The following is a 14,238-nucleotide window of genomic DNA, read 5'->3' on the forward strand; positions in this document are numbered from 1 at the left end:
GGCCTCCGCTTACAGCTTGCTCAACAGGGTTTCGATGTCGTCCGGGCCTTCCACGGCGACGCCGGCCAGATCGCGGTCGATGCGACGGACCATGCCGGTCAGAACCTTGCCGCCGCCCATCTCCACCAGCGTATCGACGTCGAGAGCCTTCATGGCCAGCACGCTCTCGCGCCAGCGCACCGTTGCGGTCACCTGGTCGACCAGCAGCGCGCGAATTTCCTCGGGATCGCTGGTCGGCCTCGCCGTCACGTTGGCGATCAGCGGCACGGAGGGCTCGTCCAGAACGATATTCGCCAGCGCTTCGCGCATGGCCTCCGCGGCCGGTTGCAGCAGCGGGCAATGGAAGGGGGCGCTGACATCCAGCATGATGGCGCGGCGCGCGCCTTTTTCCTTGGCGAGTTCCGCGGCGCGCTCGACCGCCTTGACCGCGCCGCTGACGACCACCTGTCCCGGTGTGTTGTCGTTGGCGATGGCGACCACGCCATCCGCGGCGGCCGCGGCGACAACCGCCTCGACGTCGGGGATGTCGAGGCCGAGCAGGGCGGCCATCGCGCCTTCGCCCACCGGCACCGCCGCCTGCATGGCCTCGCCGCGACGGCGTAGCAGCCGGGCCGTATCCGCTAGGCCGATGGCACCGGCGGACGCGAGCGCGGAGTATTCGCCAAGAGAGTGGCCGGCGACGACGGAGGCGATATCCGCCAGGCGCTTGCCGCCTTCGCGCTCCAGGGTTCGCACCAGGGCCACCGATACGGCCATCAGGGCGGGCTGGGCGTTGGCGGTCAGGGTCAGGTCTTCCGATGGCCCTTCGAACATCAGTCGGGACAGGCGTTGGCCGAGCGCGTCATCGACCTCCTCAAAGACCTCGCGGGCCACGGCCGAGGCTTCGGCCAGTCGCTGGCCCATGCCAACGGATTGAGACCCTTGTCCGGGGAACACAAATGCGCGCGCCATGGCGTTTCCGTCTCTGTATGATTAAAAGTGCTTCTGTTTGCCGAGAGCGACACGTTAGAGAACGGGTGTCGACCTTGTGTCAAGCGACATGGTACGAATTTTTCCCACTCCGGCCTTGCGCTAAAACCCAAAATCGGTATAAGGGCGCTTTCCGCTGCCGCGGGCTTTTCGTATGATTGGCCGAATGCGGTGGGGAGCGGGCAATTCCGCCGCCCGGTTTCCGGGGTTTGCGGCGGCATACCCGGCAAAATCCAAGGCCGCGGAGACCATAACCGGAGCAAGTGCGGACGGCGAGGAGTCGTACCGCCGGGATCGCTGAATGCCGTATTACGAGACAGTTTTTATCGCCCGTCAGGACATGTCCGCCGCGCAGGTTGAAGCGATGGCGGATGGCTTTGGCGAGCTGATGGCCGAACAGGGCGGCTCGCTGGCGAAGCGGGAAATGTGGGGCCTGCGCACGCTGGCCTATCGCATGAACAAGAATCGTCGTGGCCACTATGTCATGATGCATCTGGACTGCCCGCCGGAAGCCTTGTCCGAGATGGAGCGCCGGATGCGCATCTCCGAGGACATTCTCCGCTATATGTCGGTCAAGATCGACGCCATCCCCGAAGGGCCGTCGGCCATGCTGCAGCAGCGGGAGCGCGGGGACCGGGGTGACCGCGGAGATCGGGGCGACCGCGGAGATCGTGGCGACCGGGGTGATCGCGGCGAACGCCGCGGCCGGGATCGCGAGGAAGGGGAGAGCCGCGAGGCGCGTGCCCCCCGCAATGACGATGGCGCCGCCGCCGCAACCGATGGAGCGAACTAGTTATGGCTGCAACCGCCCGCCGGGCTTTCTTCCGCCGCCGCAAATCCTGCCCGTTTTCCGGCCCGAACGCGCCGACGATCGACTACAAGGATCTTCGCCTGCTGCAGCGTTTCATTTCCGAGCGCGGCAAGATCGTGCCGAGCCGGATCACCGCCGTGTCGTCGAAGAAGCAGCGCGTTCTGGCCCAGGCCATCAAGCGCGCGCGGTTCGTCGGCCTGCTGCCGTATGTGATCGACTGAGGGCACAGGGCCCCACCGAAGCGCGCCGGCATGGCGGGAAGCGGCGGGGCCTTGTGAGAGACGGCTTGGTCCAATGGCCCGTTACCTACCGATCGCGCTGGCTGCTGGACTGGGAAGTGCCGTTCTCTATGCCGCGGCCCTGAGCGGACACTTTCTCGGGGTCGTCCTGGCGTATCTGGCGGTGTTGCCGCTGTTCGTCGTCGGGTTGACCCGCGGTCCCGCGGCCACGGCTATTGCCGCGGTGTGCGCGGCAGCCGGCATCGTCGCCTTTGGCTCCTGGCTGCTGGGTTTGATGTTTGCCGTCACCCAAGCGATTCCCGCCGTCGCGATGACCGTCCTCGCCCTGCGCAACCGCCAGTGGACCGACGGTCAGACCTATTGGTATCCCGCCGGTCGGCTTCTGGCCGGCTTGTCGCTTTGGTGCGCCGGGCTGATCGTCGTGGCGGCGATTGCGCTCGCGGTCTCCGGCGATGGGCTCGTTGCCGGCGTGGAGACTGTGCTCCATGCCATGACGGCCGCATTCGGCCAGGAGGCCAATCTGCCGGTCGACGCTTCGGCGTTGAAGTCGGCGGCCATGATCCTGCCCGGGGTCGTTGCCTGGTCGTGGATGTTGATGATGACGGTGAACGGCCTGCTGGCTCAGGTCATCGCGCGTCGCCTGGGCAAGATCTTGCGCCCGCCGCTTCGCCTTGCCGACATCGACATCGGATACACCTGGATTGGCATCGGTGCCGTTTGCGTGCTAGTCGGCCTTGTCGTGCCCGGCGACTTCGGGTTTGGTGCCATCAATGTCGCCATTGTTTTGGCCTATCCGTTGTTCTTCCAGGGCCTGGGCGTGGTTCACGGCTTGGTGCATTACTGGGGAGGTGGGCCGTTGGCGTTCGGCCTGTTCTACTTCCTCCTGATTCTGCTGGGCTGGCTGGCGCTGGTTGTCATCGTGCTCGGACTGGCAGAGCCGTTTGTTCGACTTCGTACCCGCTTTGCCGGGCGCAAAAATACCTGATGGAGGTAAAGTGAAATGATCGAGATCGTCTTGTTGGAGCGGGTGGAACGCCTCGGGCAGATGGGCGACGTCGTCCGCGTGAAGCCGGGATTTGCTCGCAATTTCCTGCTGCCGCAGGGCAAGGCGCTGCGCGCAACCAAAGAGAATATGGCGGTGTTCGAAAGCCGTCGCGCCCAGCTGGAAGCGGAGAATTTGCGCCGCAAGGACGAGGCCGAAACCGTTGCCGAGCGCATGGACGGTCTGACGGTTGTTCTGATCCGTCAGGCGGGAGGCACCAACCAGCTCTATGGCTCGGTGACCGGTCGCGACATTGCCGAGGCGATCCGGGACGCGGGCTACACCATCCATGCGCGCCAGGTGCTGCTGGAGCGTGCGATCAAGGAATTGGGCATGCACGAGGTGCGCGTCGCCCTGCATCCCGAGGTGTCGATCACCGTCACCGCCAATGTGGCGCGCACGGTGGAAGAAGCCGCGGTTCAGGCCGAGGGCGGGGTTGTCGAGCAGGAGGAAGCCGGCTTCACCTTCGATCCCGACATCGATTTCGAAGAGCTGGGGACGCTGCCCGACGATGACCGTCGGCCGGTCGGCGATCCGGGCGAAAACCCGGAAGGCGAGGTCAACTAACCGCTCGCCTCCGCGGTTCCATAGACGTGTTTGCGGCCCTGGTAGTCTTCTACCAGGGCTTTTTCGTCGTCGCCGGGCAGCGGGGTGACGTAGGACGGCCCGACCGGCGTCTTGCCGAACCCGCCGGGAATATCCAGCACATAGGTCGGCTGGCACAGGCCGGAAAGCCGCCCCCGCAGGGCGGCGACCAGGGCCTGTCCCTCGGCGAGGCCGAGCCGGAAATGGCCCGTGCCGCGGGCCAGGTCCGGATGGTGCAGGTAATAGGGGCGAACCCGGATTTCGACGAACGCGCGCATCAACGCGGCCAGGGTTTCGACAGTGTCGTTGACAGAGCTGGTCCCGAAAAGTTGGACAAGGGCTTAAGGTGTGTTCCACCGAGCATCGGAGGAACCAAGTATGGCGAAGCGTCGCCGATTTACGGGTGAGTTCAAGGCCAAGGTTGCGCTGGAAGCGCTGCGGGGTGAACGTCCGATCCAGGACATCGCTGCAAAGTACGGCGTGCATCCCAACCAGGTGAGCACCTGGAAGAAGCAGGCGGTCGATGGCCTGAGCGGTGTGTTTTCGGACAAGGCCGAAAAGACGGAGCGGGATCATGAGGCGGCTGTTCGCGATCTGCACGCGAAGATCGGCGAATTGACGGTGGAACGGGATTTTTTGGCACGAGGGCTCAAGCGATGAGCCGGGACGTTCGCCAGGCCATGATCGAGCCCGACCATCCCAAGTTGAGCCTGAGCCGGCAATGCCGTCTGGTGGCGATCAGTCGGTCGTCGCTGTACTACCGCCCGCGGCCTGCCAATGCGGAGACGCTGGCGTTGATGCGGCGGATCGACGAGATCTACCTGGCCTGTCCCTTCTATGGCAGCCGGCAGATCATGCGCCAATTACGCCGGGACGGGCACCCGGTCGGCCGGCATCGGGTTCGCCGGCTGATGCGATTGATGGGCCTGCAGGCGATCTACCAGGCGCCGAAGACCAGCGAGCCACATCCGGAGCATCGGATCTATCCGTATCTTCTCAAAGACCTGGTCATTGGCCGCCCGAACCAGGCTTGGTGCAGCGACATCACCTACATCCCTGTCCAACGCGGGTTCCTGTATCTGGTGGCGATCATGGATTGGCACTCCCGCAGGGTGCTGTCGTGGCGGCTGTCGAATACCATGCACGCCGACTTTTGCGTCGAAGCACTGGACGAAGCGCTGACGCGCTACGGCAAGCCGGAGATCTTCAATACCGACCAGGGCAGCCAGTTCACCAGTTCCGATTTCACCGGCCTTCTGCAGGCGCACGAGATCCGGATCAGCATGGACGGGCGCGGCCGCTGGCTCGACAACGTGTTCATCGAGCGCCTCTGGCGGTCGCTGAAATACGAGGCTATCTACCTGCACGAGATTGCCGACGGCTTTGCCGCAAGGCGCGTCATCGGCGAGTGGCTGACTTTCTACAATGCCACCCGCCCGCACTCAGCCCTTGACGGCCGGACACCGGCAGAAGCGTATGAAACCGGCCTGCTGGATATGATGGACAAGACTGACGCCTTGCCCACATCTCCACAGGCCCAGCAGCAACAAAAATTTATCAATGGGATTTTGGCAGCCTGATCAGCAAGCGGGATACACCTTAGCAACGCTGCCAACCTGTCCAAACGACCAGGACCACCTCTGACACCGCGCAACAGCACTGTCTGGCTGACCATCGCAATGCCGGCGTCGATCAGGCGGGCGCAGGCCGCACGCGCCGCCGCCGTCAATTCCCGCGGATGATTGGCGTGCAGCGCGACATAGACACTGGTTCTGGCGGACAGGGCGCGGATCAGGGCCGGGTCGATGCGATCCGGGTCGACCACGGGAACGCGCGTGTGAAAGCGAATCACGCGGACATGATCGATGGCGTCCAGGGCCGCGACGATCTCGCCCAGGCGCCGCGGAGACAGGACGAAGGGGTCGCCGCCGGTGACGATGACCTCCCAGATCGAGGGCGTGTTGCGAATGTAGGCCAGCGCGCGCGCCAGTTCGTCGCCGGAGAGATTGCCCGCGCCATCCGGCCCCACCATCTCGCGCCGAAAGCAAAAGCGGCAGTAGACGGGACAGGTGTGCGTGGGCTTGAGGAGGGCCCGGTCCGGGTAGCGATGAACAATGCCCTTTACCGGCGCGAACGCATCGTCGCCAATCGGATCGTACCGTTCGTCGTCGGAGACGGTCAGTTCCGCCGCGCTCGGCACGAACTGGCGTGCGATCGGGTCCGACTCCGGGGCGCGGCCGATCAGGGCCGCCATGGCGGGGGTGACCGCCACGGCATAGGACGCCGCGACGGTTTCCAATTCGGCCCGGTGATCGTCGGTCGCGAACCCCGCTTCGATCAGTGCTTCTATGGTGCGCAGGGACATGCAAGCCTCGGCAGGGCCGTCGGGGAAATGGTAGAGAGGGGAAACGGCAGAGAGGGGAAACGGTAGAGATAGGAATGGGCCGCGTTTGACGGTAGGCTGAGCAATACGCCCAATCCGTGATCGAATTCAATCCATGCCGACCATAGACGTATCCGTTCATCCATCCGCCGATATGTTGCCGCGAGAGGACCAGCTGGCCTGGGCCATTGCCCGCTTCGCCTGCGGTCGGCCGCCGGTGCTGAACGAGGTCAAACGGACCGTGGCCCACCGCTTGGCCGACGCGCTGGCCGTGGCCCTGGCCGCGATCGATCGCAAGCCGGTTCGCGCGGCCCGGGGCATGGCGCTGGCGCACCCGCGCCCGCAGGGCGCCCGGGTTTTCGGCTGCGACACGCCCGTGCATGCGGAATGGGCGGCCTGGGCCAATGGCGTCGCGGTGCGCGAACTGGATTGGAACGATACCTTTCTGGCGGCGGATTTCGCCCACCCCTCCGATTGCATCGCGCCCTTGCTGGCGGTTGCCCAACAGACCGGCCGCACCGGTGCCGACCTGGCAGGGGCCATCGCCGTCGCCTACGAAGTGCAGGTTGCCCTGGTCAAGGCCATCGACCTGCACAGCCATAAGATCGATCACGTCGCCCATCTGGCGCCGGCGGTGACGGCGGGCCTGGCGGCCTTGCTCGGGCTGTCGAGCGAGGTGGCGTATGACGCCCTGAACCAGGCGGTGCACCTGTCGTTTGCGACGCGCCAGTCGCGCAAGGGGTCCATCTCGTCCTGGAAGGCGTATGCGCCGGCATGGGCCGGCAAAACCGCAATCGAGGCGGTGGATCGCGCCATGCGGGGCGAGGGCGGCCCCAACCCGATTTACGAGGGGGAGGATTCGGTTCTGGCCTGGATGCTGGGCGGCCCGGATGCGACCCACCGGGTCACCCTGCCCGGCCCGGGGGAGGCACCGCTCGGGATTTTGGAGACCTACCCCAAGGCGCATTCGGCCGAATATCAGGCGCAGGCGATGATCGACCTGGCCTTCGCGCTGCGGGAACGGGTAATCTTGGCGGATATCGCCAGCGTGGTGATTTACACCAGCGACCACACGCACCGGGTGATCGGCTCCGGCGCGAACGACCCGCAGAAATACGATCCGCTTGCCAGTCGGGAAACCCTGGATCACTCCCTGCCCTATATTTTTGCCGTCGCCCTGGAGGACGGCGATTGGGACCATGTGGCGTCCTACGCGCCCGAACGCGCGGCCCGGCTGGAGACCCATCGCCTCTGGAGTGCGGTCACGACCGAGGAAGACGCGCACTGGACCGAGCGGTATCACGCTACCGATCCGCGCGACCGCGTCTTTGGCGGTCGGGTGGAGGTGACCCTGAAGGATGGATCGGTCATCGAGGCGGAAAAGGCCGTTGCCGATGCCCACCCGAACGGCGCCGCGCCCTGGGATGGGCCCGACTACCAGGCCAAGCTACGCCGTCTGGCGTCGCCGCATATGGCCGCGGACGCGGTCGACCGCTTGTGGCAGATGGCCCAGGACCTTTCGACACTCGACGCTGGCCAGCTGGTCGCGCTAAATCCCAACCTTCCGGCGTTGGCCCTGGAGCCGCGCACCTCTGGTATCTTCGATTGGACGAACGCATGAGCAAGACCATCGCAATTCTTGGCGGTACCGGCGATCTGGGGACCGGCCTGGCGCGACGCTGGGCCAAGGCCGGCCATCGCGTGATCATCGGATCGCGCAGCGCCGAACGGGCGCAAGAGGCCGCGGCACAGGTGCCGGGAGCCGAAGGGATGGACAATCTGGCGGCGGCCAGTGCGGCGGAAATCGTTGCGATCACCGTGCCCTACGAAAACCAGTTGCGGACCCTGGACACGGTCAAGGAGGCGTTGCAGGGCAAGATCCTGATCGATGCGACCGTCCCGCTCATGCCGCCCAAGGTCGGGACCGTGCAATTGCCGGAGGGCGGCTGCGCGGCGGTGAATTCCCAGAAAATGCTGGGCGACGGCGTTCAGGTGGTGTCGGCGTTCCAGAATGTTGCGGCCGACAAGCTGAAATCCGATGCGGAACTGGACTGCGATATCCTGGTGGCCGGCGACAAGCTCGCGGCGCGCGACACGGTCATTGGATTGGTCGAAGACGCGGGGTTGCGGGGCTGGCACGCCGGACCGCTCGCGAATTCCGCCGCGGCGGAGGCGCTGACCAGCGTCATCATTCAGATCAATCGCCGCTACAAAATCGCCGGAGCGGGCATTCGCATCACGGGCGAGATCGGCAGTTCCGAAAAGGCGTAATCCTGTTCGCGCCGGCGGGTTCGCGGCCCTGCATGGCGAGTCTCGGCCGGCCGCCCGGTTCCTGTGGCATTTGTCCCTCCTTCGTCCCAATTGAAGATCATGGGAAGGGACGAGGCGACAGGGAGGTTCCCCATGAGCCGGGAAGCGATCCGCACGCACTATCTGGCCGATGAGGCCGGGCTGGTCCGACAGCTTGTGAGGCTGGCGGGGCTGGGCCGGACCGCTCGGGCGGCCATTGCGGCCGATGCGGCCAACCTCGTGCGGGCGGTGCGGCAGACGGGCCGCGTCGGCATGCTGGAATCCTTGCTGGCCGAGTATGGCCTCTCGACCCGGGAAGGCGTCGCCCTGATGTGCCTGGCCGAGGCCATGCTGCGGGTGCCGGATGCCGAGACGGTCGACGAACTGATCCGGGACAAGATCACACCGCACGACTGGGCCGCGCATATCGGCGATTCCGGCTCGATCCTCGTGAATGCCTCGACCTGGGCGTTGATGCTGACCGGGCGGCTTTTGGAGGACGACGGCGAGGGGGTTGCCGGCATCCTGCACGGCCTGGTCCGCCGGCTGGGCGAACCGGTGGTCCGAACCGCCGTCGGCCAGGCCATGGCCGAACTGGGCGCGCAGTTCGTGCTTGGGCGGAGCATCGACGAGGCATTGCAGCGCGGCCATGCGATGACCGCCAAGGGCTACACCTATTCGTTCGATATGCTGGGGGAGGCGGCGCGGACGGACGCGGATGCGGAGCGCTATCATGCCGCCTACGCCCACGCGATCCAACGCATCGCCCTGCGGGCCGTGGACGGTGGCGTTCGCCGCAATCCCGGCATTTCGGTGAAACTGTCGGCGCTGCATCCGCGCTATGAGCGGAGCCAGCGGGACCGGATGCTGCCGGAGATTTCGGCGCGGCTGCTGGAACTGGCGCGGGCGGCCAAATCCGCCGGCATCGGGCTGAATATCGACGCGGAGGAAGCCGAGCGCCTGGACCTCTCGCTGGATGTGATCGAGCGGGTTCTGGGCGATGGCAGCCTCCAAGGCTGGGACGGGTTCGGCGTCGTCGTGCAGGCCTATGGCCGGCGGTCCCTTCCGACCCTCGACTGGCTGCACGATCTGGCCGAGGCGCGCAACCGCAGGATCATGGTGCGTCTGGTCAAGGGCGCCTATTGGGACACGGAGATCAAACGCGCCCAGGCCATGGGATTGCGGGACTTTCCCGTCTTCACCCGCAAGGCGCACTCCGATGTCAGCTATCTGGCCGGTGCGCGCAAGCTGCTGGGGATGACGGACCGGGTCTACCCGCAGTTTGCCACCCACAACGCCCATTCGGTTGCCGCCATCCTTCGCATGGCGGGCGACCTTCGCATGGCCGGCGACCCTCGCCTGGGCGGCGACCGGCGCGACCGGTTCGAATTCCAGCGCCTGCACGGCATGGGCGAGGCGCTGCACGAGGCCGTGCGCGAGCGGGAGGGGACCGCATGCCGGATCTATGCCCCTGTCGGCGCCCATTCCGATCTGCTGGCCTATCTGGTGCGGCGACTGCTGGAAAACGGGGCCAATTCGTCGTTCGTCAACCAGCTCGTGGACGAGAGCGTTCCGCCCGAGGAGATTGCGCGCGACCCGATTGCGGTGGCCGAAGCGGCGGCGTTTGCGCCGAACGCTGCGATCGCCCGGCCCTCCCAGATTTTTGCGCCCCGTCGGAACAGCGCCGGTTGGGATCTCACCGACCCGGTCGATCTCGCCCGGATCGAGGCGGGCCGCGCCCCGTTTGCCGCGCCGTATCGGTGGCATGCCGCGCCGGTTTCGCCCGCTGCCGGCCAGTGGGAGCCGACGATCACCGTGACCAATCCGGCCCGACCGGCCGAGGTCGTGGGGACGGTCGCGGAGGCGGACGACCGTCTGGTGACCGCCGCCATGGGGATTGCGGTCGAGGCCCAGCCAGGCTGGGACGCGCGCGGAGCGGCCGGGCGCGCCGCGATCCTGCGCCGGGCGGCCGACCTGTACGAAGGCCATGCGGGCGAGGTGTTTGCCCTGACGGCGCGCGAGGCCGGCAAGACGCTGGCCGATGCCGTGGCGGAACTGCGCGAGGCGGTGGATTTCCTCCGCTATTATGCCGACGAGGCCGAGCGGATGGACGCGGCCGGTGGCGCACGCGGTGTCATCGTCTGCATCTCGCCCTGGAACTTTCCGCTGGCGATCTTCACCGGGCAGATTGCGGCCGCTCTTGCCACCGGCAATGCGGTCGTCGCCAAACCCGCGGAGCAAACGCCCCTGATCGCGTTCCGGGCGGCGCAATGGCTGATGGAAGCCGGCGTGCCGGAGGGCGTCCTCCAGCTCTTGCCGGGCGATGGCGCAACGGTCGGCGCGGCGCTCACCGCCGATCCGCGCGTTGCGGGCGTCTGTTTCACCGGCTCCGCCGAGGTGGCGAAAATCATCGACCGGCAGCTTGCGAACAGTGCGCCGGCGGCGATGCTGATCGCCGAAACCGGCAGCATCAATGCGATGATCGTCGATTCGACGGCGCTCCTGGAGCAGGCGACCCGCGACATCGTCCGATCCGCTTTTCAGTCCGCGGGCCAGCGGTGCTCGGCCTTGCGCATGCTTTACGTGCAACAGGATATCGAGACCGCGTTGCGCGCGATGCTGGAAGGCGCGATGGACGCGCTCACCGTCGGCGATCCGTGGTCCCTGGCAACGGATGTTCCGCCGCTGATCGACGCTGACGCCCATGCCGCCGTCGGCGGTTATGTGGCCGAGATGGCACGGCAGGGGCGCCTCTTGAAGCAACGCCCGGTTCCGTTCGAAGGGCACTTCGTTGCGCCTTGCCTGGTTCGGGTCTCCGGCATCGACGCGGTCGAGCGCGAGGTTTTCGGCCCCGTCCTGCATGTTGCGACCTTCGCGGCCGATGGGATCGAGGCGGTGGTCGAGCGGATCAACGCCCGGCAATTCGGGCTGACCTTCGGCCTGCACACGCGCATCGACCGCCGGGTGCAGCGCGTGCTGGATCGGATCCGGGTCGGCAATGTCTATGTCAATCGCGATCAGATCGGCGCGGTGGTCGGCAGCCAGCCCTTCGGAGGGCACGGCCTGTCCGGAACCGGACCCAAGGCCGGCGGGCCGCACTATTTGGCCCGGTTCCGCCGACGCGGAAGCGTCGCGCAGCCGTCCGAACGACGCGGTGCCGAGATCGGGGCGGCGGCCGTCCGCGCGGCGCTGGACGGGCTCGACGGGGCGGCCTGGCGGCGTGCGCCCGACCGGATCGCCCGTCTGCGGGCGCTGTTGCAGGGGCGTGCGGGTGAGGCAGTGGCGGCCGCTGCGGCGCTCGACCAGGGTCCCGTCGACCTGCCGGGGCCGACGGGCGAGTCAAACCGGTTCGAACTCGGGCCGCGGGGCGACGTGCTGTGCCTCGGCCCCGCTCCGGAGGCGGTGCTGGCGCAGGCGGTGCTGGCGCTTGCGGCCGGCAATCGGGTGATTGCCGTCGCGCCGGCTGTCCTTGGGGCGCTGAAGCCGCTGCTGCGGGCGGGCCTGCCCCTGGCGGCCCTGGCCGGCGTGCTGGCCCCGGAGGCGCTGGGCGCACTGGAGATCGACGTGGTCGCGATTGATGCGGCGCCTGCCGTGCTGACGGATGTGCGCCGGAACCTGGCGATGCGGGAGGGGCGCATCGTGGCCCTGGCGACGGATCAGGGCGATGCGGCGATCCACTGCCTCGAACGCGCGGTCTGCATCGATACGACCGCGGCGGGGGGAAATGCGACGCTGCTGAGTGCGGCGGGTTCGTGACGGTCGCAGCGCGGGGGCGCGGCTGCCGAATCGAATCGGCAAGCCACCCGTGGCGGAGGGCAGACTGTCCTCGATGACGAGCCGGTCCGGGCGGGGCGCGGATATCCGGGCGCCGCCAGGTCGCACGGCCATCCAGAATCGACTTTTTGGGACGCGATCACCGGCGTTGACAGGGCGGAATTACGGCGATTCCGCGGCGTTGGTGCGCGGCAGCGTCCCTCAGCGATGAGTGATAGAGACGTCAGGGAGACTGCGGGATCGGGCGTATTTCATGGTGTCGATTTCGTACCCCAATAGAATTTTACGGTTAATTAACTGTGATCGTTTGACAGGTAACAGCAGGAAAATATACATCATCAAGCGTTTCATATTGTGTGAATGAACATGGTACCAAAATACTCGCGCTCTGGTTACGGAAGGGTTTCCGGTGCGGTTAAGCCGAAGAAGTGGACGGATCGGATGGGCCAAATGAGAGGGATGTTGCGGAACGGCGTGTGCGTGGTGGCGGGGATGCTGCTGTGGTCGTCCGCCTACGCGCAGATTGCGTCGCCGTCGCAGACGTTGAAGCAGACGGTTCCGGACGAGCGGAACGCGGAGCATGCGCCTCTGCCGGGCCAGACGGCACCGCCGGACCAGGGCATGAAGGAGATGGCGGATCCGGGCCAGCCTGTGATGCTGCACAGCCTGAGCGTGACGGGTTCGACGGTGTTTTCGGATGCCGACTTCAGCCCGCTCTACGCGGACCTGGTGGGCAAGGAAACGACGACGGGTGCGCTGAACGGCGTGGCGCAGGCGATCCGGAACATGTACCGGGACGCGGGCTATGTGTTCACGCGGACGGCGCTGAATGTCGACGGTTCGGGCGCGGCGCAGATCACGGTGGTGGAAGCGACGATCGGGGCGGTGACGGTGGAAGAGCCGTCGGGTCCGATCGGGCCGGTGAAGAGCCTGCTGATGCGCATGGGCGATCGTCTGGTGGGGATGAAGAACCCGCGGCTGGCGGACCTGGAGCGGGTTCTGCTGCTGATGAACGACGTGCCGGGCATCACGCGGGCGACGGCGGTGCCGCGTCCGGGTCAGAATGCGGGCGAGGTCGACCTGTTCGTGAACGTGGAGCGGGATGCGTTCTCGGGCGCGGTGTTCGCGGACAACCGGCAGTCTCCGGTGATCGGCCGCGGCAGCGCCGGCGTGCAGCTGAACCTGGACTCCTACACGTCGATGGGCGACTCGACGCAGTTCACGTATGTGAACTCGTTCGGCGACGACGACAAGCTGGACCTGGACGAGCGCAATCTGGGCGAGATCTCGCACCAGCACAGCTTCGGCAGCAGCGGCCTGGTGGGCAAGGCGCGGTTCCTGTACGGGCGGACGCGTCCGGGCGACGTGCTGACGCCGCTGGACCTGGAAGGCGAGCAGCTCGAGGCGGAAGTCCAGCTGGAATACCCGCTCAAACGGACGCGGCGGCTGTCGATCTGGGTGAATGGCGGGTTCGAATACCGCAATGTGAAGAACGAGGTTCTGGGCGGTGCGGCGACGCTGTCGGACGACAAGCTGCGCATCGCCGCGATCGGCGCGCGGGTGCTGGAGCGGGACTCGCTGGGCTACACGGAAGGCCTGATCGAGGTGCGCCAGGGCCTGGACGTTCTGGGCGCGAGCGACAGCAACCATGACCTGACGAGCCGGTTCGACGGCAAGAACGACTTCACCCTGCTGCGGCTGGAGATCAACCGCGACCTGCAACTGACGCACGGGTTCTCGCTGTTCCTGAAGGGCGCGGGTCAGGTTTCGAAGGATGCGCTGCTGGCGTCGGAAGAGTTCAACGCGGGCGGCAGCACGTTCGGGCGGGGCTTCGACCCGTCGGAGATCACGGGCGACCACGGCATCGGCGGCACGGCGGAACTGCGGTACACGAACCAGTTCCAGATCAAGGGCTACCAGACGGGCTACCAGGTGTACGGGTTCACGGACGCGGCGAAGGTGTTCAACAAGGGCGACGGCCAGCCGGACAGCGACCAGCTGGTTTCGGTTGGCGGCGGCGTCCGCCTGGACCTGCCGCTGGACATCCAGCTGGGTGGCGAAGTTGCGGTTCCGCTTCAGGAGTTGAAGCGGAACGACGAGCGCAACGTGCTGTTCCTGTTCAACATTGTGAAACGGTTTTAGGGGC

The 14,238-nt window shown here is 66.5% G+C and carries 11 protein-coding genes and 1 pseudogene; 9 read left to right on the forward strand and 3 right to left on the reverse strand.

The window, feature by feature from the left end:
• Window positions 1–9: 9 nt before the first annotated feature.
• A complete protein-coding gene (gene fabD, locus H6844_04410) occupies window positions 10–951 on the reverse strand; it encodes an ACP S-malonyltransferase (GenBank protein MCB9928645.1) in 942 nt (313 codons plus the stop codon).
• A gap of 319 nt (window positions 952–1,270) precedes the next feature.
• Here fabD and rpsF point away from each other — a divergent pair, with 319 nt between their 5' ends.
• The 4 genes from rpsF (at window position 1,271) to rplI (ending at window position 3,628) form a co-directional block, all read left to right on the forward strand.
• Window positions 1,271–1,762, forward strand: coding sequence for a 30S ribosomal protein S6 (rpsF, locus tag H6844_04415; protein ID MCB9928646.1), 492 nt, complete (start codon window positions 1,271–1,273; stop codon window positions 1,760–1,762).
• A gap of 2 nt (window positions 1,763–1,764) precedes the next feature.
• Window positions 1,765–2,001, forward strand: a complete 237-nt coding sequence (locus tag H6844_04420; protein MCB9928647.1) for a 30S ribosomal protein S18 — start codon at window positions 1,765–1,767, stop codon at window positions 1,999–2,001.
• Window positions 2,002–2,074: 73 nt separating this feature from the next.
• Window positions 2,075–3,004, forward strand: a complete 930-nt coding sequence (locus H6844_04425) for a DUF2232 domain-containing protein (protein MCB9928648.1) — start codon at window positions 2,075–2,077, stop codon at window positions 3,002–3,004.
• 18 nt (window positions 3,005–3,022) lie between these two features.
• On the forward strand, window positions 3,023–3,628 hold the full coding sequence (rplI, locus tag H6844_04430) for a 50S ribosomal protein L9 (GenBank protein ID MCB9928649.1): 606 nt from the start codon (window positions 3,023–3,025) through the stop codon (window positions 3,626–3,628).
• Here the strand turns inward: rplI and H6844_04435 are convergent.
• A complete protein-coding gene (locus tag H6844_04435) occupies window positions 3,625–3,924 on the reverse strand; it encodes a hypothetical protein (protein ID MCB9928650.1) in 300 nt (99 codons plus the stop codon). The two genes, rplI and H6844_04435, sit on opposite strands and share 4 nt — an antisense overlap.
• 100 nt (window positions 3,925–4,024) lie before the next feature.
• Here H6844_04435 and H6844_04440 point away from each other — a divergent pair.
• Window positions 4,025–5,127 (forward strand): annotated as a pseudogene (locus H6844_04440) (IS3 family transposase).
• On the opposite strand, the gene H6844_04445 reads toward H6844_04440, so the two are convergent.
• Window positions 5,067–6,011: a radical SAM protein gene (locus H6844_04445; GenBank protein ID MCB9928651.1), complete on the reverse strand. Its 945-nt coding sequence runs from the start codon at window positions 6,009–6,011 to the stop codon at window positions 5,067–5,069. The pseudogene H6844_04440 and the gene H6844_04445 overlap by 61 nt on opposite strands.
• 133 nt (window positions 6,012–6,144) lie before the next feature.
• Between H6844_04445 and H6844_04450 the strand changes: the two genes are divergently transcribed.
• The 4 genes from H6844_04450 to H6844_04465 all read left to right on the forward strand — a co-directional run bounded on the left by H6844_04450 (window position 6,145) and on the right by H6844_04465 (window position 14,234).
• Window positions 6,145–7,650, forward strand: a complete 1,506-nt coding sequence (locus tag H6844_04450) for an MmgE/PrpD family protein (protein ID MCB9928652.1) — start codon at window positions 6,145–6,147, stop codon at window positions 7,648–7,650.
• Window positions 7,647–8,300: an NADPH-dependent F420 reductase gene (gene npdG, locus H6844_04455; protein MCB9928653.1), complete on the forward strand. Its 654-nt coding sequence runs from the start codon at window positions 7,647–7,649 to the stop codon at window positions 8,298–8,300. The genes H6844_04450 and npdG overlap by 4 nt, the downstream gene beginning before the upstream one ends.
• Before the next feature lie 132 nt (window positions 8,301–8,432).
• Window positions 8,433–12,074, forward strand: coding sequence for a bifunctional proline dehydrogenase/L-glutamate gamma-semialdehyde dehydrogenase PutA (putA, locus tag H6844_04460; GenBank protein MCB9928654.1), 3,642 nt, complete (start codon window positions 8,433–8,435; stop codon window positions 12,072–12,074).
• 468 nt (window positions 12,075–12,542) lie between these two features.
• Entirely contained in the window at window positions 12,543–14,234 is a 1,692-nt protein-coding gene (locus tag H6844_04465) for a ShlB/FhaC/HecB family hemolysin secretion/activation protein (protein ID MCB9928655.1), read from the forward strand.
• The last annotated feature ends 4 nt before the right edge of the window (window positions 14,235–14,238 follow it).

The organism is Alphaproteobacteria bacterium (genome assembly GCA_020638555.1).
Taxonomy (GTDB): domain Bacteria; phylum Pseudomonadota; class Alphaproteobacteria; order Bin95; family Bin95; genus JACKII01.